This is a genomic window from Flavobacterium sp. GW821-FHT12A05, from assembly GCF_058807735.1.
This window is the reverse complement of record NZ_JBXAQY010000012.1, coordinates 97001-120329: the sequence shown is the minus strand read 5'-3', so window position 1 is coordinate 120329 and position 23329 is coordinate 97001. Positions and strand designations below refer to the sequence as shown.

Annotated in this window: 23 protein-coding genes and 1 rRNA gene; 8 read left to right on the top strand and 16 right to left on the bottom strand. The window is 33.6% G+C overall.

Annotated elements, in window-relative coordinates; all coding sequences use genetic code 11:
* Positions 1 to 74, top strand: a 5S ribosomal RNA gene (gene rrf / locus AC1RRQ_RS23100); the annotation flags it as partial.
* 172 nt (positions 75 to 246) lie between these two features.
* Complete coding sequence (gene pafA, locus AC1RRQ_RS23095) at positions 247 to 1866, top strand: alkaline phosphatase PafA (protein ID WP_493025398.1); 1620 nt, start codon at positions 247 to 249, stop codon at positions 1864 to 1866.
* Between the two features lie 118 nt (positions 1867 to 1984).
* Here pafA and ald read toward each other — a convergent pair whose 3' ends face one another.
* A complete protein-coding gene (ald, locus tag AC1RRQ_RS23090; RefSeq protein WP_493025396.1) occupies positions 1985 to 3103 on the bottom strand; it encodes an alanine dehydrogenase in 1119 nt (372 codons plus the stop codon).
* A 190-nt stretch (positions 3104 to 3293) separates the two neighbouring features.
* Here ald and AC1RRQ_RS23085 point away from each other — a divergent pair, with 190 nt between their 5' ends.
* Complete coding sequence (locus tag AC1RRQ_RS23085; RefSeq protein WP_493025394.1) at positions 3294 to 3752, top strand: Lrp/AsnC family transcriptional regulator; 459 nt, start codon at positions 3294 to 3296, stop codon at positions 3750 to 3752.
* A 55-nt stretch (positions 3753 to 3807) separates the two neighbouring features.
* Here AC1RRQ_RS23085 and AC1RRQ_RS23080 read toward each other — a convergent pair whose 3' ends face one another.
* The gene (locus AC1RRQ_RS23080) at positions 3808 to 5256 is read right to left on the bottom strand and encodes a glyceraldehyde-3-phosphate dehydrogenase (protein ID WP_493025393.1); all 1449 of its coding nucleotides are present in this window, start codon (positions 5254 to 5256) and stop codon (positions 3808 to 3810) included.
* A 170-nt stretch (positions 5257 to 5426) separates the two neighbouring features.
* Complete coding sequence (locus AC1RRQ_RS23075) at positions 5427 to 6827, bottom strand: Do family serine endopeptidase (RefSeq protein ID WP_493025391.1); 1401 nt, start codon at positions 6825 to 6827, stop codon at positions 5427 to 5429.
* 173 nt (positions 6828 to 7000) lie between these two features.
* On the opposite strand from AC1RRQ_RS23075, the gene dapF reads away from it, so the two are divergent.
* The 4 genes from dapF (at position 7001) to AC1RRQ_RS23055 (ending at position 10686) form a co-directional block, all read left to right on the top strand.
* Positions 7001 to 7783 carry a diaminopimelate epimerase gene (gene dapF, locus AC1RRQ_RS23070; protein ID WP_493025389.1) on the top strand — a complete coding sequence of 261 codons (783 nt, stop codon included), beginning with the start codon at positions 7001 to 7003 and terminating at the stop codon, positions 7781 to 7783.
* A gap of 78 nt (positions 7784 to 7861) precedes the next feature.
* The gene (locus AC1RRQ_RS23065; RefSeq protein WP_493025387.1) at positions 7862 to 8395 is read left to right on the top strand and encodes a GNAT family N-acetyltransferase; all 534 of its coding nucleotides are present in this window, start codon (positions 7862 to 7864) and stop codon (positions 8393 to 8395) included.
* An 11-nt stretch (positions 8396 to 8406) separates the two neighbouring features.
* The gene (gene mltG / locus AC1RRQ_RS23060) at positions 8407 to 9447 is read left to right on the top strand and encodes an endolytic transglycosylase MltG (RefSeq protein WP_493025385.1); all 1041 of its coding nucleotides are present in this window, start codon (positions 8407 to 8409) and stop codon (positions 9445 to 9447) included.
* Positions 9448 to 10032: 585 nt separating this feature from the next.
* The gene (locus AC1RRQ_RS23055; protein WP_493025383.1) at positions 10033 to 10686 is read left to right on the top strand and encodes a peptidoglycan-binding protein LysM; all 654 of its coding nucleotides are present in this window, start codon (positions 10033 to 10035) and stop codon (positions 10684 to 10686) included.
* Between the two features lie 58 nt (positions 10687 to 10744).
* Here the strand turns inward: AC1RRQ_RS23055 and scpA are convergent, their stop codons facing one another.
* The 12 genes from scpA to dnaA all read right to left on the bottom strand — a co-directional run bounded on the left by scpA (position 10745) and on the right by dnaA (position 22016).
* A complete protein-coding gene (gene scpA, locus AC1RRQ_RS23050) occupies positions 10745 to 12895 on the bottom strand; it encodes a methylmalonyl-CoA mutase (RefSeq protein WP_493025381.1) in 2151 nt (716 codons plus the stop codon).
* Between the two features lie 12 nt (positions 12896 to 12907).
* Positions 12908 to 13111, bottom strand: a complete 204-nt coding sequence (locus AC1RRQ_RS23045) for a hypothetical protein (RefSeq protein ID WP_493025379.1) — start codon at positions 13109 to 13111, stop codon at positions 12908 to 12910.
* A gap of 147 nt (positions 13112 to 13258) precedes the next feature.
* The gene (locus AC1RRQ_RS23040; protein ID WP_493025377.1) at positions 13259 to 14041 is read right to left on the bottom strand and encodes an energy transducer TonB; all 783 of its coding nucleotides are present in this window, start codon (positions 14039 to 14041) and stop codon (positions 13259 to 13261) included.
* 1 nt (position 14042) lies between these two features.
* Positions 14043 to 15410 carry a methylmalonyl-CoA mutase subunit beta gene (locus AC1RRQ_RS23035; RefSeq protein ID WP_493025375.1) on the bottom strand — a complete coding sequence of 456 codons (1368 nt, stop codon included), beginning with the start codon at positions 15408 to 15410 and terminating at the stop codon, positions 14043 to 14045.
* A 15-nt stretch (positions 15411 to 15425) separates the two neighbouring features.
* On the bottom strand, positions 15426 to 15752 hold the full coding sequence (locus AC1RRQ_RS23030; protein WP_493025373.1) for an FtsB family cell division protein: 327 nt from the start codon (positions 15750 to 15752) through the stop codon (positions 15426 to 15428).
* A 160-nt stretch (positions 15753 to 15912) separates the two neighbouring features.
* Entirely contained in the window at positions 15913 to 16521 is a 609-nt protein-coding gene (gene udk / locus AC1RRQ_RS23025; protein ID WP_089478562.1) for a uridine kinase, read from the bottom strand.
* A gap of 252 nt (positions 16522 to 16773) precedes the next feature.
* The gene (locus tag AC1RRQ_RS23020) at positions 16774 to 17655 is read right to left on the bottom strand and encodes an SDR family oxidoreductase (protein WP_493025370.1); all 882 of its coding nucleotides are present in this window, start codon (positions 17653 to 17655) and stop codon (positions 16774 to 16776) included.
* A gap of 74 nt (positions 17656 to 17729) precedes the next feature.
* Positions 17730 to 18857: a methionine aminotransferase gene (locus tag AC1RRQ_RS23015; protein ID WP_493025368.1), complete on the bottom strand. Its 1128-nt coding sequence runs from the start codon at positions 18855 to 18857 to the stop codon at positions 17730 to 17732.
* A gap of 45 nt (positions 18858 to 18902) precedes the next feature.
* On the bottom strand, positions 18903 to 19307 hold the full coding sequence (locus AC1RRQ_RS23010; protein ID WP_493025366.1) for an energy transducer TonB: 405 nt from the start codon (positions 19305 to 19307) through the stop codon (positions 18903 to 18905).
* A gap of 21 nt (positions 19308 to 19328) precedes the next feature.
* Positions 19329 to 20042: an SAM-dependent methyltransferase gene (locus AC1RRQ_RS23005; RefSeq protein ID WP_493025364.1), complete on the bottom strand. Its 714-nt coding sequence runs from the start codon at positions 20040 to 20042 to the stop codon at positions 19329 to 19331.
* A 70-nt stretch (positions 20043 to 20112) separates the two neighbouring features.
* Complete coding sequence (locus AC1RRQ_RS23000) at positions 20113 to 20580, bottom strand: low molecular weight protein-tyrosine-phosphatase (RefSeq protein ID WP_493025362.1); 468 nt, start codon at positions 20578 to 20580, stop codon at positions 20113 to 20115.
* Positions 20581 to 20588: 8 nt separating this feature from the next.
* Positions 20589 to 22016, bottom strand: coding sequence for a chromosomal replication initiator protein DnaA (gene dnaA / locus AC1RRQ_RS22995; RefSeq protein WP_091492283.1), 1428 nt, complete (start codon positions 22014 to 22016; stop codon positions 20589 to 20591).
* A gap of 187 nt (positions 22017 to 22203) precedes the next feature.
* Here dnaA and AC1RRQ_RS22990 point away from each other — a divergent pair, with 187 nt between their 5' ends.
* Entirely contained in the window at positions 22204 to 22608 is a 405-nt protein-coding gene (locus AC1RRQ_RS22990; protein ID WP_073417011.1) for an acyl-CoA thioesterase, read from the top strand.
* A 31-nt stretch (positions 22609 to 22639) separates the two neighbouring features.
* On the opposite strand, the gene AC1RRQ_RS22985 is transcribed toward AC1RRQ_RS22990, so the two are convergent.
* Positions 22640 to 23272, bottom strand: a complete 633-nt coding sequence (locus tag AC1RRQ_RS22985; RefSeq protein ID WP_493025360.1) for an IMPACT family protein — start codon at positions 23270 to 23272, stop codon at positions 22640 to 22642.
* Positions 23273 to 23329 lie beyond the last annotated feature (57 nt).

The window sequence follows — 23329 nt, the reverse complement described above, 5'->3', positions numbered from 1 at the left end:
TCCCGAACAGAGTAGTTAAGCCCGCCTGCGCAGATGGTACTGCAGTATTGTGGGAGAGTATGTCGTCGCCTTTCTTTTAAGAATCCTCATCATTTACTTGATGAGGATTTTTTGTTTTAGAACTGTTTTGAAAATATAGGGTTCAATTTTTGTTAAATTATAGTCAATTGTTCAGTCTTAAATATTCATACCTTAGAATTTTTGAATTTGAATGAGTATTTTTGTGTTTAAATTATTTATTTAGACATGAAGAAAAGTATTTTACTGTTGGCACTTTTTGTTATCACAAATTTAAGTGCACAACAACGTCCCAAATTAGTTGTAGGTATAGTAGTTGATCAAATGAAAATGGAATATTTATATCGATTTTCAGATGATTTTTCCCCAAATGGTTTTAAAAGGTTAATGAATAATGGATATGTTTTCCAAAATATGCATTACAATTATATGCCAACTTACACTGCACCGGGACACGCTTCAATATATACCGGAACAACTCCTGCTACTCATGGAATCGTAGGTAACGAATGGTTTAGCAGAACTCTTGGTAAAGAAATGTATTGTACAGACGATGCGGGAGTTAAAACAGTTGGAGATGGAACTGCTGAGGAAGGGGCAATGTCTCCTAAAAATCTTCAAAGTACTACCATTACAGATGAAGTTCGTATGGCAACTAATTTTACTGGAAAAGTAATTGGTATGAGCCTTAAAGATCGTGGAGCGATTTTGCCAGCCGGACATTTTGCAAATTGGGCATTCTGGTACAGTAAAACGGGTTCGTTTATTTCTAGTACTTTTTACGGTGAAAAATTGCCAGAATGGGTTTCTGAGTTCAACAATGAAAAAAACTATTTAAAATACATTAATAAAGGCTGGGATTTATACAAACCGGCTTCTGTTTACAATGAAAGTCTTCCGGATAATAATCCTTATGAGGGTAAATTATACGGAAGTGCTGCTCCAGTTTTTCCTTATGATTTAAAATCAATGTATGAGAAAAACGATGCTGGAATTATTCGTGCTACTCCTTATGGAAATGATTTATTAGCCGATTTTGCTAAAAGAGCAATCGAAAAAGAGGAACTTGGAAAAGATAACATTACCGATTTCTTAACGGTTAGTTTTTCATCTACAGACTACGTTGGTCACTTACTAGGGCCAAGATCTATGGAACTTCAGGATACTTATTTAAGATTGGATCAAACAATTGCCGACTTTTTAGCTTATTTAGATAAAACTGTTGGTAAAGGCAATTATTTATTGTTTTTAACTGCTGATCATGCTGGTGCCGAAAATGTAATTTACTTAAAAGACCGTAAATATAATGTAGACAACTATCCTTCAAAGGAGGTTAAGAAAAGCTTACAGGATTTTTCAACGAAGACTTTTGGTGTAGATTTGATTCAGAATTATTCAAACTTTAATGTTTTCTTCAATAAACAAATCATAAAAGATAAAGGTTTAGAGTTAGTAAAAGTTAAGCAAGCTTTTAAAGATTTTTTAATATCTCAACCACAAGTTAAGAAAGTTTATACAGAAGAAGAAATTCTGGCTAACGCTGGGAATGATTACAGTTTAAACTTCGTTGCAAAAGGTTATGATGTTACCCAAAATGGAGATTTAGTAATTGTAGATAAACCTGGAGACATTGAATATACTGCTACAGGAACTTCTCATGGTACAATTTACAGTTATGATACTCATGTTCCTGCTATTTTTTACGGATGGCATATTAAAAAAGGAGAGTCTTATGATAAAAAAGCAATAACTGAAATAGCTCCAACAATTGCACAAAAGATTAAAGTTACTTTTCCTAATGGAACTGAAGCAAAAGTATTGCAAGAAGTTTTAGACGAAAAGAAATAATATCTCAATATAAATTAAACCTGCCTTTTTAAGACAGGTTTTTTTGGTCACAAAAAAAGGCTTTTCATTATGAAAAGCCTTTTATATATTGCTTAGTAAGCACTTGTTTAATATTGGCCTATGCGTTTGCCAATACTAATCCTTCATTAAAAGGTAGATTCCATGCTTCAGCAACTCCTTTATAAAGGATTTTTCCATTAGCAACATTTAAACCTTTTTTCAATTCTTCATTTTCTGCACAAGCTTTTTCCCATCCTTTGTTTGCTAATTGTACTGCGTATGGTAAAGTAGCATTAGTTAAAGCTAAAGTAGATGTGTAAGGTACAGCACCTGGCATGTTAGCTACACAATAGTGAACGATATCGTCAATAATAAAAGTTGGATTTTCGTGAGTTGTTGGGGTACAAGTTTCGATACATCCACCTTGATCAACAGCAACGTCAACAACTACAGTTCCTGGACGCATTAATTTAAGCATATCACGAGTAATTAAGTGAGGTGCTTTTGCTCCCGGAATTAAAACTGCTCCTACAATTAAGTCAGCATCTTTAATTGCTCTTGTAATGTTGTAATGGTTAGACATTTCTGTATTTACGTTTGCTGGCATAATATCGTCTAATTGACGTAAACGCGGCAAGCTTAAATCCATGATAGTAACCTGAGCTCCTAAACCAGCAGCCATTTTTGCAGCCTGAGTACCCACAATACCACCACCTAAAACCAATACTTTTGCTGGCGGAACACCTGGAACACCACCTAAAAGGATTCCTCTTCCTTTTAATGGTTTTTCTAGGTATTTTGCTCCTTGCTGGATAGCCATACGACCTGCAACTTCAGACATTGGAACTAATAATGGTAAACTACGGTCTGTTTTTTCTACAGTTTCATAAGCTAAACAAACAGCTCCTTTTTCTAACATTGCATGAGTTAATTCCTCAGATGATGCAAAGTGGAAATAAGTAAATAATAATTGATCTTTTTTGATTAATGGATATTCAGATGCAATTGGTTCTTTTACTTTAATAATCATTTCTGCAATAGCATAAACTTCTTCGATAGTTGGTAAAACTACTGCACCAGCTTCTGCATACTCACTATCAGCAAAACCACTTCCTAAACCAGCTGTAGCTTGAACATAAACTGTATGTCCGTGTTTTTTCATTTCTGAAACACCAGCAGGAGTTAAAGCAACTCTGTTCTCATTATTTTTTATTTCTTTTGGAACGCCTATTATCATTTTGTTATATTTATTGAATTTGTTTTACAAAGCTACAGAGAGAGAATAAATTATGGTTTACTGATTAATAAATAAGAAAATATTATTTTATTTTCTACTTTTACAGAAAAATATTCTTTTTTGAGCTTAAAATTATTCTTCAAAAAGAAAAAAAGACTGAATTTTAAAAATTTAATACAACGTTTTCGTTATGGCTTTAGATGAAATTGACAAGAAAATCTTACGTCTTTTGCAAGAAGATGCGCACTACACTTTAAAAGACATTGCAAACAAAATAAATTTGTCTTTAACTCCGGTTCATGATCGTGTAAAACGTCTTGAAAAAGAAGGAGTTATAGAGAAGTATGTGACGATTTTAGACAAGAAAAAACTAGGAAATAATTTAACGGTTTATTGTCAGGTTACTTTAACTAAACAGACTTATGATACCTCTGAGGGGTTTAATCAGTCGATTTTAGATTTGCCGGAGGTTGTAGAATGTAATTACGTTTCAGGAAACTTTGATTATATGCTTAAAATTATAATCCCGGATATGGAAAGCTATCATCATTTTCATCAAAAAAAATTATCGGTTTTGCCTGAAGTTTCTCTTATAAATACGGTTTTTGTTATATCTGAAGTAAAAAGCACAACGGTTCTTCCTATTTAAAAAAGAAAAACCACCAAGAAGACTTGATGGTTTTAATGAAGTTAGTTAGGTTGAATTAATAATAAGTATAACGTCTTACCTTGGCAATATATTTTGCAAGACGAATAACTTGATGACTATAGCCATATTCGTTATCATACCAAATATAAAGTACAATGTTTTTTCCGTCTTTTGAAACAATTGTGGCATTACTGTCATAAATTGATGGAGCCGATGTTCCAACAATATCAGACGAAACCAATTCATTGTTCAATGAATATTTTATTTGCTCTACCAATTCTCCTTCGAGAGCATATTTCTTCATGATTTTATTAATAGCAGCAATTGATGTTGCTTTTTTAACTTCTAAATTTAAAACGACCAAAGAGCCATTAGGAACCGGAACCCTGATAGCATTTGAAGTTAATTTTCCTTCTAAAGATGGTAAAGCTTTCGCCACGGCACTTCCTGCACCAGTTTCGGTAATTACCATGTTTAAAGCTGCTGCTCTGCCACGACGGTACTTTCTATGCATATTATCAACCAAATTTTGATCGTTTGTATAAGCATGAATCGTTTCTAAATGTCCTTTTGTTACGCCTAAAGTTTCTTCAATAACTTTTAAAATTGGCGTAATGGCATTTGTTGTGCATGATGCAGCCGAAAAAATATCATTTTCATCCGGATTGTAATCGTTATGATTTACACCGTGTACAATATTTGGAACTCCTTTTCCGGGAGCAGTCAGCAATACTTTATTGGCTCCATTAGAAGTTAAATGTCTTTTTAAAGCTTCTTCTGTAGTAAAAGCTCCAGTATTATCGATTACCAAAGCATCATTAATTCCGTATTGAGTATAATCAATTTCTTCCGGAGAGTTTGCTGTGATAATATGAACAGTTGTTCCGTTTATAATTAAAGCATTATTTTTAGGATCGGCAGTTACAGATCCTTGAAAATTGCCGTGAATTGAATCATAACGCAATAGAGAAGCTCGTTTCTCTAAACTTGATGCATCGTTTTTATCTCGGGTTACAATCGCTCTCAAACGCAATTGATTTCCTTTTCCGGTTTTAGACATTAATTCTCTGGCTAATAATCGGCCGATTCTTCCGAAACCGTAAAGAACAACATCTTTTGGCTGAATTTCTTTTGAAGATTTTGCTTTTTTCAATTTTTCGATGACAAAATATCTTGCGTCTGGATATTTCTCATCTTCTAAACGATATTCGTAAGTTAATTTTCCCAGATCTATTTTTGAAGGCGGAAGATCTAATGATAAAACAACTTTAGCTATTTCGACCGAATCAAAAATGGTGATGGGTTTACCCACAAATTCACCGGCATATTGATGAAGATTGATAATATCACTGACATTTTTATCCAATAATTGATTTTTAAATAAAACCATTTCGATGGATTTGTCATACCATAAATCACTTATGACTTTGATTAATTCGACGCCAGCTCTTCTTCGGTCGACTTGTAATGATACCTCTTTTTGGTACAAAGATTTTTTACTCATAATTGATTAAATTGAAAAAATAAAATGCTCACTATTTTAAAATTTTGCGCAAAAGTATCCATTTCAATCGATTTCGTAAACTATTTTAGCATTTATTTTTGAAAAACAAAAAAGCCACCTTAATTTCTTAAGATGGCTTTTTGGGGAATACTGTGACTGCAAACTGAGACTTAAATAATAATTCTAAAAATTTCGCCGTTCTTATTGATCATTTCAATGCGAACACTTTGTCCTTCATCTTTTTTACTTAAAAGTTTAGAAACTGTTTCAACATTTGTTGCTTTTATATTATCAATGCTCAGGATAATATTTCCTTGCAATTCACCTTGATACTGCATTAAATTTTCATTTGTGATGTTTTTGATTTTTACACCATAATCAATTCTGAATTTCTTTTTATCGGCAGCATCAATATTTTCAAGTTCAATTCCTTTAAATTCAGTGCTGAAAAATTCGTTTTTACTTAAAGTAACCGGAACTGTTTTAGTTTTTCCGTCTTTAATATACGTTACTTTAACCACATCATTTGGACGTTTTGTATTGATGTAACCAGAAAGATCGGCAAAAGTGGCAATATTTTGTTCGTCCAGTTTCACAATAATATCACCTTTAGTAAGACCCGCTTTTTCTGCACCTGAATTTTTAGATACTTTATTAATATAGAAACCTTGCGTTTCCGTAATTCCAAGTTCTTTTGAAGCTGAACTGTTTAATTCACCGCCTTCAACCCCCAAAATTCCTCTTTGTACGTTTCCGTATTCCATGATATCCTCAATAATTTTTCGAGCAATATTTGATGGAACAGCGAAAGAATATCCTACATACGATCCAGTCATAGACGAAATCATAGTGTTAATTCCAATTAATTCTCCTCTCGTATTTACCAATGCACCACCAGAGTTTCCTGGATTTACGGCAGCATCAGTTTGAATAAAAGATTGAATACCGCTTTGGTCTAAGTTTCTGGCTTTCGCTGAAACAATTCCGGCTGTAACCGTAGAAGTTAAATTATATGGATTTCCAACTGCCAAAACCCATTCTCCAATTTTAACCGAATCAGAGTTTGCAAAAGCAGTATAAGGTAATTTTTCATCGGCATTAATTTTTAATAATGCGATATCCATTTTAGAATCTGTACCTATCAGTTTTGCTTTGTATGATTTTTTATTGTTTAATGTAATCTCAATTTCAGAAGCATCTTTAATAACGTGATTATTTGTCACGATATACCCATCTTCAGAAATAATAACACCAGATCCGGTTCCAACTTGTTCCTGTTGCTGTTGTCCGCCATATCCGTAGAAAAATTCTAACATTGGATTACTGACAGTTCGTCTGGAAACATTTTTTACGTGAACAACTGTGTGAATTGTTTTGTCAGCAGCTTCAGTAAAATCAACTGCCTCTCCGGGTAATCCAACGGTTCTTCCGTATGAGCTGGGAGCAAGAGTAACAACAGAATTTCCTTTTCCAAAAAAAGAATCACTGCCATCAAATAATAACTTGTAAGCACCAAGGGTAGTAGCACCGCTTAGTAGTGAAACTAAAAATAAGGTTGAAAATTTTTTCATATTACAGTTTATGTTTTAAGTTATTTTAGGTATTTGTTTTTAACATTTATAACGTAAAATTATACCAAAAAATTATTTCGTAAAACGGTTTAACGCTCTTTAACATTGATTAACATTTCATTAATTAATCTTCGGAGTTTCTTCGTACTTTTGTACTTCTTAACAACTAAAAAATGCAAGTAGAATTTTATAAATATCAAGGTACAGGTAACGATTTTGTAATGATCGATAACAGACCTAATTTCTTCCCTAAAGAAGATGTAAAATTAATTGAACGCCTGTGCGACAGACGTTTCGGAATTGGAGCTGACGGACTTATTTTGTTAGAAAATGATTCTGAAACCGACTTTAGAATGGTTTACTATAACTCAGATGGAAACCAAAGTTCAATGTGCGGCAACGGCGGCCGTTGTCTGGTAGCTTTTGCAAATCAGTTAGGAGTTATTGACAACAAAACGACCTTTATTGCGACCGATGGTTTGCATCATGCATCAGTAGGTGATGATGCAATTGTTTCACTGCAAATGATTGATGTTGATGAAGTGCAAAAAAACGATTCTTATACTTTTTTAAATACCGGATCACCGCATCACGTACAAATTGTTGATGATTTAGAACATTATAATGTAAAAGAAAACGGAGCTGCTATTCGTTACGGAGATTTATACGGAGAAAAAGGAAGCAATGTTAATTTCGTAAAAAAGATAGATGACGGTACTTTCTCTCTTCGTACTTATGAAAGAGGGGTTGAAGATGAAACTTTAGCTTGCGGAACCGGCGCAACAGCTGTGGCAATTGCAATGAATGCTATAGGGCAGACTGATAAAACTTCGATTAATTTAAATGTTGAAGGAGGAAAACTGGTAGTTTCTTTTGATAAATTAGGAGATCATTTTACAAATGTTTTCCTGACCGGACCTGCAAAATTTGTTTTTAAAGGAACAATAGAAATATAATAAAAGATGTCAGTCTGAGCGAAGTCGAAGACAAGTTCCAAAATCTAATATCATCAATCTAATATCTAAAATTGCAAAATGATCACACTCAAAGGCGAAACTATTTATCTGCGTGCACTTGAACCTAACGATCTTGAGTTTGTATATGCGATGGAAAATGATCAGAGCATTTGGGAAGTGAGCAATACCAACACACCGTATAGTCGTTTTTTAGTGCGCCAATATCTCGAAAATGCACAACAGGACATTTACGAAGCCAAACAATTACGTTTAGCGATTTGTCAGGACGAAGATTTTCCGGCCATTGGATTAATTGATTTATTCGAATTCGATCCCAGAAATAACAGGGCAGGAGTAGGTATTGTAATTCAGAAAAACGAGAACCGCAGGCAAAATATTGGTTCTGAGGCTTTAGAACTTTTAATTCACTATTCTTTTTTCAACTTAAATCTGCATCAGCTTTATGCAAATATTAGTACAAATAATGAAGCAAGTATAGCACTTTTTACTAAATTTGGTTTTGAGAAAATAGGAATTAAAAAAGACTGGATTTTGCTAAATAACCACTATCATGATGAAGCAATTTTTCAGTTAATCAATAAAAACATTTAAACTAAGTAACTTTGAAATTAAAAAAAATCATCACAATAATCGCTGTAGCTGTAATTTCAGTTTTAATGATTTACGGTTTTATCTTAATCAACAAGATTTTCAGCGCCAATACTAAATTTGAAGATAAAGAAGTCTATGTATACGTTCCTACAGGAGCCAATTATACTGACGTTAAAAAAATATTAGAACCATATATTAAGAATTTTGACAATTTTGAAATGGTTGCCAGTAAAAGAAGTTACCCTGAAAATGTAAAATCAGGACGATTTCTTCTTAAAAAAGACATGAACAACATCGATTTGGTTCGAGCAATGCGAGCTAATGTTCCTGTAAAATTAGCTTTTAATAATCAGGAGCGTTTAGAGAATTTTGCCGGAAGAGTAGGTTCTGAAATTGAAGCGGATAGTTTATCATTAATGAAAGCGTTTAAAGATTCTACTTTTTTAGCACAAAACGGATTCAATGAAGAGAATGTTTTCTCTATGTTTATTCCAAACACCTATGAAGTATATTGGAACACATCGGCAGAAAAATTCCGCGATAAAATGATTAAAGAGTACCATAATTTTTGGACTGCAGAAAGAATTGAGCAAGCTAAAAAACAGGGGTTAACTCCGGTTCAGGTTTCTATTTTGGCTTCAATTGTTCATAAAGAATCAGTTAAAAAAGACGAAAGACCTCGTATTGCAGGTGTTTATTTGAATCGTTTACGTTTAGAAATGCCTTTACAAGCTGATCCAACCGTTATTTACGCTTTAAAATTAAGAGACAACAATTTTGATCAGGTCATAAAAAGAGTTTTTTATAACGATTTGGTTATGAAGTCTCCATATAATACTTACATTAATATAGGGCTTCCTCCAGGACCAATTGCTATGGCTGATATTACAGCTCTTGAAGCAGTCCTAAACCCTGAGAAAAACGATTACATCTATTTTTGTGCAAGTGTTGATCGTTTTGGCTATCATGAATTTGCTTCTAATTATGCAGATCATACCAAAAACGCAAAAAAATATTCAGACTGGATTGCCAGCCAAGGTGTAACAAGATAAAAGATTTATTCTTGCAATAAAGAAGGAAAATAAATAAGAAACCGAAGTGAAAAGCTTCGGTTTTTTTTATGCCCTTCTAAAAAATGATTGAACAGTTTTTACTCTTTAAATTCTATTATTGTGATAAAATTTTAATCGTTTTTATTTTAATCTTAATGTTATTTTTAGGTAAAATGATGTCGAAAATAGACCAAAAATGATTTTCAAAAACCATTTTTTAAATAAAAAATTTGAAAAATAGTCATTATTATAGGTTTTAACTTGTTAATAAAAACAGAATTTCTGTAAGTTAAAATACTTTTTCAATAAAAATTGATTTATTATCGTAGGTTTTATCTTTCTATTTTAACAAAATTGATAAAAAATTGATAAAAATGCCGTTTTTTGAAAATTTAATATTGGAGTTTTGAATCTTAATTCTGATTTAAGCGAAAGCTTCGAAATAGGCATGATTAGTGGGGTTAGCCGAGATTTTAGAATTCTGAAAAACCTCTAAGTTACTGAATTACAGTGTTGTTTTGTATTGCTTATCTTTGCATCGTAGAAATTTCAAAAAGGTGACAGCGTTTTGAAGAAAAACAAATTATGATAAAGAAGTGGTATTTTTATGCGAGTTTGATCGTTATTATTACATTTTTAAGTTTGGGGTTTAAACCCTTTAGTGTGGAAACCAAACCTTGGTTTTCAATAGAAAAAACAGATGGCTCTAAATACTTGTTTCCATCGCAAGAAGAGGATGATTATCCTGAAGTAAAAAAGGTAAATGTTTTATTTACAGAAAAACGCCTTATAAGTTTTAAAGAAGCAGTTGCTTTTAAAGAATCTCAAGGAAAATACCGATTGGTAAATTCGTTAGGTTATATGGGTAAATACCAATTTGGTTCTAAAGCTTTAAGAGCTGTTGGTGTTCAAAATAACAAAGCCTTTTTAAAAGATCCTGCATTACAAGAAAAAGCATTCCTTGCATTACTATCCAAAAACAAATGGATTTTGCGTAATGAAATCGAAAAGTATGAAGGAAAGATTATCAATGGTGTTGAAATTACCGAATCTGGTATTTTAGCTGCTGCACATCTGGGAGGAGCTGGTTCAGTAAAAAACTTTTTTAGAAACGGAGGCAACAGGCATTTTAGAGATGCTTACGGTACTTCATTAAGAAGTTATTTCAAAGCCTTTGGTGGTTATGATCTTTCTCGTATTGAGGCAGACAGTGATGCTACAATACACGATCAAATTTAGAGTAAGCATAAGCATAAAAAAAATCCCGATTATAAATCGGGATTTTTTTTGAATATAATTAGTCAATTAATATTTCTAAGATTTTAATAGCAGCTTCGCTGATTTTAGTTCCGGGACCAAATATAGCTGCGGCACCGGCATCAAATAAAAATTGATAGTCCTGTGCAGGAATTACACCTCCTACAATTACCATAATGTCTTCGCGATCGTGTTTTTTTAGTTCTTCAATTACTTGCGGTACCAAGGTTTTATGTCCTGCTGCAAGAGATGAAACACCTAGAATGTGTACATCATTTTCTACCGCTTGTTTAGCTGCTTCGGCCGGAGTTTGAAATAAAGGGCCTATGTCAACATCAAAACCTACATCGGCATAACCGGTTGCTACTACTTTTGCACCGCGATCATGACCGTCTTGTCCCATTTTTGCAATCATAATTCTTGGACGTCTTCCTTCTTGTTTTGCAAAAGCATCAGCTAATTGTTTTGCTTTTTCAAAATGCTCGTCGTTTTTTATTGCTGCACTATACACACCGCTAAAGGATTTAATTTGTGCTTTAAACCTGCCGAAAATGCTTTCAAGAGCATCACTTATTTCGCCTAATGTAGCTCTGTTTCTGGCAGCTTCTACAGCAATTGCTAATAAGTTTCCTTCTCCGGTTTTGGCACAATGAATTAATTTTTCCAGTGATTGATTTACTTTTTCAGTATCTCTTTTTGCTTTAATCTCTTCCAGTCGCTCTATTTGCTGTTTACGAACCATTTGGTTGTCGACATCCAGAATATGAAGCGGATCTTCTTTTTCTAATCTAAATTTATTTACTCCTACAATAATATCCTGCCCGCTGTCGATTCTGGCTTGTTTTCTCGCCGCAGCTTCTTCAATTCGAAGTTTCGGAATTCCGGCTTCGATAGCTTTGGTCATACCGCCCAATTCTTCTACTTCTTCTATTAGCTTCCAGGTATTTTCTAAAAGCTCGCTGGTAAGCGATTCAACATAATAACTGCCTCCCCACGGATCAACCGTTTTGGTGATTTTTGTTTCTTCTTGTAAATATATTTGCGTATTTCGGGCAATTCTAGCCGAAAAGTCAGTTGGTAAAGCAATGGCTTCGTCAAGCGCATTGGTGTGCAGAGATTGCGTTCCGCCAAAAGCGGCCGCAGTTGCCTCAATACAAGTTCTGGCTACATTGTTAAACGGGTCTTGTTCTGTTAAACTCCATCCGCTGGTTTGGCAATGTGTTCTTAAAGCTAAAGATTTATCACTTTTAGGATTAAATTGCTGTACTAATTTTGCCCAAATCATTCGGCCGGCACGCATTTTAGCGATTTCCATAAAATGATTCATTCCAATTGCCCAGAAGAAAGATAGGCGGGGAGCAAATTCATCAATTGTCATTCCGGTCGATAATCCGGTTCGAATATATTCTAAACCATCTGCTAAAGTATAAGCTAATTCTATATCAGCCGTTGCTCCGGCTTCCTGCATGTGATATCCGGAAATAGAAATAGAATTGAATTTTGGCATTTTCTTGCTCGTAAATTCAAAAATATCAGCAATAATTTTCATTGAAGGTGTTGGCGGATAAATATAAGTATTACGCACCATGAATTCCTTCAAAATGTCATTCTGAATAGTTCCTGATAATTTTTCAATTGCAACACCTTGTTCTTCTGCAGCGACGATATAGAAAGCCATAATGGGTAAAACAGCACCGTTCATGGTCATCGATACCGACATTTCGTCGAGCGGAATCTGATCGAACAATACTTTCATATCTTCGACAGAATCTATTGCAACGCCTGCTTTCCCAACATCTCCAAAAACTCTTTCATGATCTGAATCGTAACCTCGGTGCGTTGGCAAATCAAAAGCGATAGAAAGCCCTTTTTGACCTGCAGCAAGATTTCTTCTGTAAAAAGCATTACTTTCTTCTGCAGTCGAAAATCCGGCATACTGGCGAATCGTCCACGGACGACGAACATACATGGTAGCGTAAGGTCCGCGCAAGTTGGGTGCAAAGCCAGCTCCAAAATCAAGAAACTCCAAATCTTCTATATCTTTTTCAGAATAGTTTTTTTTGAGTTCAATGCCTTCGGCTGTAGAGAAGTTTTGAGTTATGTCCTGAAGCTTCGGGATTGAGTTTTCCGTTAGTTCATCTAACTTCTCATTTTTAACTTCTAACTTTATATGTGTAAGGTCTTTTCTCAATTGTAAAAAATGTTATTTAAATAGGTTTAAATCATTTTCAATGTCCTTTAAAAAATCATCAATATCATCTGTCTTATTTGGATCTTTTAAAAATTTTTCTGATCTCTTTCTAACTTCATCAATTTGCCATTTTGGTATTTCAGATTTACAATTTTGAAGATGTAAATTAGCTATAGAATCATTTTCAACGGAGAATATTTTTTTAATAGCTTCCATGATTTTTTGGTTTATATTCAAATGTAAGGATTTGAAATCTATATTATTCAAGTTATAAACGTTCTTGTTCCAGTTTTTACATTAATAGTTTTCAATTGTCGGAATAAATTGCAGACATTTTGTACTAGAGAGTTTTTAAAGACAAATCTATATTTTTATAGGTTGATTTTTATTATCAGTATCAAGGGCAAAAACAAGGGTATATTGAACTCTTATTGGTTTTCCATTTTGCTTTCCTGGATTCCATTTAGGGGATTTTCTTAATACTCTAATTGCTTCGCTGCCTGTTCCATAGCCGATATCACGCATCACTTTGATATCAGACAAAGAGCCATCTTTTTCTATAGTGAACGATGTAGTTATTTTACCCTTTAGGTTATCTTCTTCAGGCACTTTAAAATTGTTATTAAAAAAGTGCTCTAATTTGGATATATCCCCAGGGAAGTTAGGTTTTACTTCTATACCAGTCATACTGTAAATCAAATTGTTATCGTCAGGAGTTATTGTAGTTGTAGGACTTGAATCATCTATAGTAAGTGCACCTATACCACCTTCTTCATCAGCCCAAGGATTGTACATACCTCTCTTCAGACGACACGGAACAGTTTTTCCTGCCAAGGTTGCCGGAGACCATTTCGGGCTTAATGCCATAACACGTAATGCCTCTTTTTCGTTTACAGTTGGTTTTGGATTAATTATCTTAATATCGGTAATTGCACCATTTTTTTGTACCGTAAACTCTACTTGGATGTGTTGGGCTCCTTTTTTTTCTGGTGTCCATTGCATGTTTTTTTGAACAAAATCAACCCATTCGTTCCATCCGCCTGGGAAAACCGGATTGTTATCAACTTCTTCCTCAGTGTAAATTTTAGCTTGGGCAAGCATTACTTGTGAGCTCACAAGCAAAATAAGTATGGCAATTTTTTTCATATCATTCCTCAGTTTCTAAACGTTCTTGTTCCAGTTTCTCGGCTAATCTTTTTTCTATAATAGGTATAATTAATGTCTTACGAGGTTTTATTTTTACAAATGGAAACAATTCTAAATCGTGTTTCATTCTGTCTTCTTTATTAGGATATTTATTGGTACCTAATAAAACTTCTTTTTTAGAATCGAATAATTCTTGTTCCTTGGCCGCGCTTTCCTGAATTTTCTTTTTAATTGTTCCGTCGTTCAGGAGTTTTAAGAAACCTCCGTTGGCTTCAATATCTTTAAATAAAGCTAAACCTTTTTCTGCCAATTGCATGGTTAAACTTTCAATGTAATAACTTCCATCTGCCGGATTATTTACTTTGTCGAAATAACTTTCATGTTTTAAAACCAATAATTGATTTCGTGCAATTCTATCTCCAAATTCATTGTCTTTATGATATAATGAATCGTAAGGTAAATTGGCTACAGCATTGGCTCCGCCTAAAATTGCCGACATACACTCGGTTGTGGTGCGAAGCATATTGACATTGTAATCGTAAATGGTTTTATTTCGTTTGGTTGGTGTAACCAAAAAATGACAGTCTAAGTCTGGATTATATTCTGCGGCAATTAGTTTAAAAAGCATTCGAAGAGCACGAAGTTTTGCAATCTCAAAGAAATAATTTGTTCCCACAGATATTTGAAAAACAACTGGTTTTACCAAATTAGGGAAACGGTTTAAATATTCATTGGCATGTGCTAAAGTATACGCTATTTGCTGTGTAATATTTGCTCCTGCATTTTGATATAAACCAGAATCTACACTTATAAAGAAAAGATTTGTTGTTTGAGATGCAATTTTTTCAAGCGTTTCAAAATTATTTTTATCAGATGTTGTAAACCAGTTTCCGTCGCGGGCCAATTGCCCAATTGGATCTAAATTACAATAAAAAACAGCTTTTTTCTGAATAGAAATAGTGTCCAGTTTTTTTACGAAATCGATTGATAAAAAACTCAAATCAAAGTAAACGGTTCTGTTTTCTAAAGGAAGGTTTTCTAATAATTTTTGAATGTCGATAGTTTCGTTTTGAATGGTAAAACGTAAACTTTCGGCACCTCTTTCGATGGTGTTTATGGCTCTTTTGATAGATTTCTCGACATCATAAACAAAAATGTTTTGACAGATTTTAAATTCTGAAGCCTGAGTTTGCACAGATGCAGATTTGGTAAATTCGTCGCTGTGATAAAAAGGTTTTACCTGAATATCTTCTGGAGAATTCCAAATTACGGTTTGGTTGTAATCGGCTCCATCTAATTCAAACTGAATTTTTTGTTTCCATTGTTTGGATGAAATCGGGGTAAAATCTTCGAATAAATTAGTCGCCATTGAGTGTTTTTTGGTTTATTCTTTGTCTTGAATTGTATCTCCTTCAAACTGGATGATGTAAATATCTTCGCTGTCTTTTTTCATGAAATACTTTTCTCGAGCATATCTTTCTATTTGTTCAGGATTTTTAAGCAGTTTGATTTGTTCCTGATCTTTTTTTATTTCTTCCTGATAATATTTTTTATTGTCTTGCAATTCATTGATCTGTCCGTCTAAAAAACGATGATCAAAATAGGAATAATTATCTAAAAACAACATCCAGATTACAAAAAACAGCAAGACCCAGACATATTTATTGCCAAGGAATTTGAACCATTTTTTGTCTTTATATGGGTTTTTCATTTTAGTTTTTATTTAACCTATTGTTTCTTTTGAATTTGATTGGTCTTTTCTAGCCTCGATATCCTTTTTATGGTCTCGTTTCTTTAACGAGATCATAAAAAGATAAAGGCGAAAGCGGGAAAGAGCTCCTAACTTTTATGGAATAAATTTACAATAAAAATTATGAAATTCTCTGATTAATTACAGCACGAACTACATCAATTGCTACAGTGTTGTATTTGTCATTTGGAATAATAATGTCTGCAAATGCTTTTGAAGGTTCGATAAACTGCTCATGCATAGGTTTTAAAGTGTTTTGATAACGTGTTAAAACTTCGTCAATATCGCGTCCGCGTTCTGAAATATCTCTTTTTAAACGACGGATTAATCTTTCGTCAGAATCGGCGTGAACAAATACTTTAATGTCGCAAAGCTCTCTTAGCTCCGGATTTGTTAAAATTAAAATTCCTTCCACGATCATTACTTTTCTTGGATGTGTCGAAACGGTATCGTCAGTTCTGTTATGCTGAATAAAAGAATATACCGGCTGATCTATTGTTTCGCCCGCTTTTAAAGCTTTTAGGTGTTTTACTAATAATTCAAAATCAATCGCACGCGGATGATCAAAATTGATTAATGCTCTTTCGTCAAACGATAAATTATCTGTTTGTTTGTAATACGAATCCTGAGAAATTACGCCAACTTCAGTGTCTGGTAATTCATTCATGATTTGGTGTACTACTGTTGTTTTTCCACTTCCTGTTCCTCCTGCAAGTCCAATAATGAGCATAAAATTTTTGTTTGATATTTGTTTGGCAAAAATAATAATTTAAGTGAATTGCTAAACATATTATATAATTTAACCATATAAGTTATGTAAGTAAAATTAAGCAGATAAATATTTAAACAAAATGTTACTTAACTGAAATTATATTACTTATATAGCGAAAAAGATAAAAAAAATCCCGAAAGTAAACCTTCGGGATTTCGTGCAATCAGTATAGTTTTAAAAAAATATTCTGAATTTAGTAAGCACTTGTAATTATTTATTCTTTTTTGCTTTTATCATCATTTCAAGCTGATCCCAAAGTTCTTCCGGAATTGCTTCTAATAAATTGAATTGTCCGGCGCCTTTTAACCATTCGCCTCCATCAATTGTAATTACGTCACCGTTTATATATGCTGAAAAATCAGACACTAAATAAGCCGCAAGATTTGCTAATTCCTGATGATCTCCTACACGTTTCAACGGTACTTTTTTTGCCATGTCGAACTTTTCAGAAAGATCTCCCGGCAATAATCTGTCCCAAGCTCCTTTTGTAGGGAATGGTCCTGGAGCAATGGCATTAGAACGAATTCCGTATTTTGCCCATTCTACAGCAAGACTTCTTGTCATGGCTAAAACTCCGGCTTTTGCTGTTGCACTTGGCACCACGTAAGCAGAACCTGTCCAGGCATAAGTGGTTACGATATTTAAAATCGTAGCCGATGTTTGTTTCGTATCGATCCAGTGTTTTCCAAAAGCAAGTGTACAGTTTTTAGAACCTTTAAGTACGATATCTATAACAGTATCAAATGCATTTGCTGATAAACGCTCTGTTGGCGAAATAAAATTTCCGGCTGCATTGTTTAAAAGAACATCCACTTTTCCGAAAACTTTTAGGGTTTCCTGAAGCATGTTTTCTACTTCTTCATAATGACGAACGTCACATTGAAGAGGTAAACATTTTCCGCCAGTTTCGCTTTCAAGTTCTGCTGCGGTAGTTTTCAGTTTCTCTAAATCTCTGGAAGTGATCGCAACTTGAGCGCCTAATTCTAAAAAATATTTGGTCATTGCTTTACCTAAACCGCTTCCGCCGCCGGTAACTACAATAACTTTTCCTTTCAAAGCGTCGTCACGTAACATTTTATCTGTATAGCTCATACTTTTCTTTTTTTACAATATTAATTAAAAAAATAGGATGCACGCATAATATTGTTATAAAATTTTAATAAAAATTATATATCACATATTTTTTTTGCGGCAGATTCAAGCGTAAAGTTGTCTTTGGCAAAGCAAAAACGGATTAGTTTCTGATCTTTATGATCTGAATAAAAAGTCGAAATAGGAATCGCGGCAACACCATGATCGATAATTAGATTTTTGCAGAAAGTCACATCATCTTCATTTGAAATTGCAGCGTAGGAAGCAACCTGAAAATAAGTTCCTTCGCAAGGTTTTAATTCAAAACGGCTGTTTTGAAGCAGTTTCTGGAAATAATCTCTTTTTTCCTGATAGAATTTACCAAGTAAATTAACATCTACAACATCTAAATATTCGCTGATTGCAGCTTGCGAAATACTGTTTACGCTGAAAACCAAAAATTGATGTACTTTTTTGATTTCCGTCATTAAATGTTCCGGTGCAATGGTGTAACCAATTTTCCAGCCAGTAATATGAAATGATTTTCCAAAAGAAGAAACCATTATACAGCGGTCTAGGAGAAAATTTTTGGTATGTGCCGAAATATGTTTTTCTTCAAAAGTGATGTATTCGTAAACTTCGTCAGATAAAACTAAAAGATCGGGGTATTTTGAAAGTATTTTTTCTAATTGAAGAAAATCAGCCTCAGTTAATATTTTTCCTGTTGGGTTATGCGGATTGTTGATGATAATCATTCGGCTTTTTGCTGAACACGCTTTTTCAATTGTTTCCCAATTTGGCGTATAATCATCATTCAATGCCACACGAACAGGTTTGGCTTTGCAAAGTAAAACTGGAGATTCGTACGAATCGTAACTTGGGTCCAGAATAATTACTTCATCATTTTCTTTTACTAAAGCTAAGATTGACGTGAAAATTCCCTGTGTTGCACCAGCTGTAACCAAAAGTTCGAAATCAGGATTGATGGTTCTGTTATAAGAATCCTGAATCAGCTTTGCAATTTTGCTCATCAACGGCGGATAACCGGCCATTGGAGTATATTGGTGCACATTTTCTTTCGCTAATCTAGCAACAATATCGGTTAATCTTTCGTCTACAGGAAAATTTGGAAATCCCTGCGAAAGATTTATCGCATTGTATTCGGATGCCATTTTAGACATTACTGTGAAAATGCTTGTGGTTACATTTGGGAGTTTACTCATGTTGAAGTTTGATTAGAGGGAAACTTATGCGAGAGGTAGGATATATTAATTTATCACTATTGGAAGGGCATAAAGTACTCTTACTTCTTTTCCTTTTAGTTTTCCAGGAGACCATTTGGGGCATAATTGTAAAATGCGAAGAGCTTCATTTCCTGTCCCAAAACCGATATCTTTTAAGATTTTTGTTTCACTTAGTGAACCGTCTTTTTCAACAATGAAAGTTACATAAACCTTTCCTTTTACAAAGACTGGCTTTTCTTTTGGAACAATATAGTTTTGAGCAATAAATTTGTAAAAATAGTTCATTCCTCCTGCAAATTGAGGTACTGTGTCTACGCCTTGAGTATTATAGACTTTGTTCTCATCATCAGTTGTATTGGCTTTAGCAGTCTCTTGAGAAAATATATTTTGAGCAAAACAAATCAAAATCAGGATTAGAAACTTTTTCATTATGATGATTTTAAAGATTAATTACATTTTGTGAATGATAAAAATCGTTGGTCTGTTGTGTAAATCTACTTTTAATTTTTTCCAATCTGAAATTTTCATTGTTTTAATGAATTCTGTTGGTAGCGTAATATCTGTTGCAATACATAAATGAGTGGAAGGATTTACAATCTGTAAAATATCTTCCACTAATTTATTGTTTCTATAAGGTGTTTCTATAAAAATCTGAGATTGGTTTTTATCGTGAGATAATTTTTCAAAATGTCTCAATGCCGATTTTTTCTCGTCTTTGTCAATAGGTAAATAACCATTAAAAGTAAAACTCTGACCATTCATGCCAGACGCCATCATGGCCAATAGGATAGAAGAAGGGCCAACTAAAGGTACTACCTGAATTCCTTTTTCGTGGGCCAGTTTTACAATTACAGCACCCGGATCAGCAACGCCCGGACAGCCGGCTTCGCTCATTAAACCTACATTTTTTCCTTCTAATAAAGGTTTTATAAAATCTAAATGTTCGCTTGGTTCTGTTCTTTTATTTAAGGTAAAAAGAATTAGTTCTGATTGTTTTTTCTCTGGAGAAACTGCTTTTATCGACTTTCTGGCCGTTTTTTCGTTTTCAACAATATAATGATCTATAAAATCGATACTTCTTTTTACGGTTTGCGGTAAAACGTCCATTGGGTCGCTTTCGCCCATTGTGGTTGGAATTAAGTATAGTTTTCCTAGAAGTTTCATTTTGTAATAGTTTATAGATTAAAACAAAAATGTATTTTAATTATTTAGAATAACTAAAATACAAATTAAATTATGAATGCTTTTTGATAAGTTTTTGGGCAATGATTTCGGATACTTCATCCAGCATTTGATATACATTATCAAACCCGTTAAGAGCTCCAAAGTAAGGATCAGGAACATCTACATTTTCATCCGGAAATAATTCATTTAGAATAAGATGAACTTTGTTTTTGTGTTCTGCGGTTTTAGCAAGATGAAGGACGTCTCGTAAATTTGAACTGTCCATTACGTATATATAATCGAACTCGTCAAAATCAGAAGTTTTAAATTGTCTTCCTTTTTGATTGTCAATACATAAGCCATTTTTTTGAGCAACCGCTATAGAACGTTTGTCTGGAGCATGGCCAACATGCCAGGAGCCTGTTCCGGCAGAATCAACGATGAATTTATCAGCAGGTAATTTTGAAGCTAAAATTCCTTCGGCTAAAGGAGATCTGCAAATATTTCCTAAACAAACCATTAAAATTTTTACGGGCATGATTCGCGTTATAGCGTTAGTTTTTTGTTGATATCTTCGACAAATTTTTTGAATTGTTTGTCTGTAGAAACTAAATTGTCAACGGTTTTACAAGCGTGTAATACAGTTGCGTGGTCGCGGTCTCCAATTTGTGAACCAATGTTTGCCAAAGAAGCTTTAGTAAATTTCTTTGCAAAAAACATGGCCAATTGTCTCGCCTGAACAACATGCCTCTTTCTTGTTTTAGACTGAAGCGTTTCGATATCAAGTTGGAAATAATCAGAAACAATTTTTTGAATATAATCGATAGAGATTTCTCTCTTAACGTTTTTAACGAATTTCTCTACTACGCTTTTCGCTAATTCAATTGTAACTTCTTTTTTATTGAAAGAAGATTGGGCGATTAACGAGATAATAGCACCTTCTAATTCTCTAACGTTAGATTTGATATTGCGTGCAACATATTCTAAAATGTCTTCCGGCATTTCGACACCATCACGATATAAAATGTTTTTTAAGATCGAGATACGGGTTTCATAATCAGGCTGGTGCAATTCTGCAGACAATCCCCATTTGAAACGGGATAATAAACGCTGTTCAATATCCTGCATGTCAACAGGAGCTTTGTCAGAAGTTAAAATTACCTGTTTTCCGTTTTGGTGTAAATAGTTGAAAATATGGAAAAATACGTCCTGAGTTCCTGATTTCCCAGATAAAAACTGAACGTCATCAATAATCAAAACATCGATTAATTGGTAAAAGTGAATGAAATCGTTACGATTGTTCTTTTTAACCGAATCAATATATTGTTGTGTGAAAATCTCGGCAGAAATATATAAAACCGTTTTTTCTGGATATTTGTCTTTTACTTCAACCCCAATAGCGTGAGCCAAGTGTGTTTTTCCTAAACCAACTCCTCCAAAAATCAATAACGGATTAAATGAAGTTCCTCCAGGTTTGTTGGCAACAGCCATACCTGCAGAACGGGCTAAACGGTTAGAATCTCCTTCAAGGAAATTATCAAAACTGTAATTAGGATTTAATTGAGATTCAATTTTTAAATTTCTAATTCCCGGAATTACAAACGGATTTTTAAGTTCAGGATTTAAATTTTTAAACGGAGCGTCAACCTCTTGTGGTTTCATTGGAACTCTGTTGGAACTTGGCAGCTGCTCGGTAAACGGCTGTTTATTTCCATAAGTGTTCTCCATTTTAATTTTATAAAGTAACTTTGCGTTTTTTCCCAGTTCTTTGGTAAGCGCAACTTTCAATAATTTTACGTAATGCTCTTCGAGCCATTCGTAGAAAAATTTACTTGGTACTTGAATATATAACGCGTTGTCGGTTAGCTCAACTGATTTGATTGGTTCAAACCAAGTTTTGTATGCTTGATCTTGAATATTGTCCTTTATAAAAGACAAACAGTTTTCCCATACCGATTGAGCAGTTTTAGTCATAGATTCAAATAAATTTTTATATTATTAATAAAGATTCTCCTGTAAAAAAAGGAGCGATTTTATTCCTTATTTCGGGATAACAAATATGTGAACAAATTTCTGTAAAAAAAAATATTTTGGTATCTAATTTTATAAAAAAATGTTGTAAGAGAACTTCAGTAATTTAAAATTTTTTAATATATAAATAATGAAAAATCATCAAACGCAAGTGCGTGTTCGTTACTCCGAAACTGACCAAATGGGCGTCGTTTATCACGGAAATTATGTGCCTTATTTTGAGATCGGACGCGTGGAATGGCTTAGAAACAAAGGGATTTCGTATAAAAGCATGGAAGAAAGCGGTATTGGACTTCCAATTGTTTCCATGCAGATTAATTATAAAAAATCGGCTCGTTACGATGAGCTTTTAACAATTCATACAACATTCAAAAGTCAGTCATCTGTTAAGATTGAATTTGACTGCGAAATCTATAATGAAGCAAATGAGTTATTAACAACTGCTGTGTTTATTTTAGTATTTATTTCGTTAAAAACGGGCCGCCCGACAGCACCTCCGGATTACATTTTAGAATTATTTAAAACCCTAACATAATTGTTAAAACGAAGGACGTTTTTATACTAAATTATATAATTTTAACGTCGATTTCAAACATTAAATCAAAAATGTCGAATATAGATTCGGCATTTTTTTTTCGCGTTTTTGTAATTATCTTACCAATTGGTAATCCGGAATTCTCGTTAATTTCCATTTCCTGAGATAGTATTTCCAGTTTTTTTTCTTTTATAACACGCATTACTTTATTCATGTTCTTGTAATCAAAGGAAATTAGAAACTGTACATCGATTGTTTTTTCTACGATTTCGCAAACTTCTAATGTCATTTGTGCAGTTGTTCTGTAAGCTGCAATTAAACCGCCAACGCCAAGTTTAGTGCCTCCAAAAATACGAACCACAACTATAAGAATATTGGTTACCCCAAAAGATTGTATTTGTCCGTAAATGGGCGCGCCGGCTGTATTGCTTGGCTCCCCATCGTCGTTTGCGCGATAGGAAATTTTTGGAGCTGTGCCCAATTGATAAGCATAGCAGAAATGCACAGCATGCGGATGAAGTTTTTTTAAATCCTCAATAATTGGTTTTACTTCTTCTTCATTATTTATAGGAAAAGCATAACCAAAGAACTTGCTTCCTTTTTCTTTAAAAAGCACTTCCTCAGATTCTCTGGCAATGGTTTGATATGTATCGTTATATTCCAAACTTAAAATTCTATTTTTTTATTTTTCAGCCACAGATTTCACAGATTAAAAAGATTT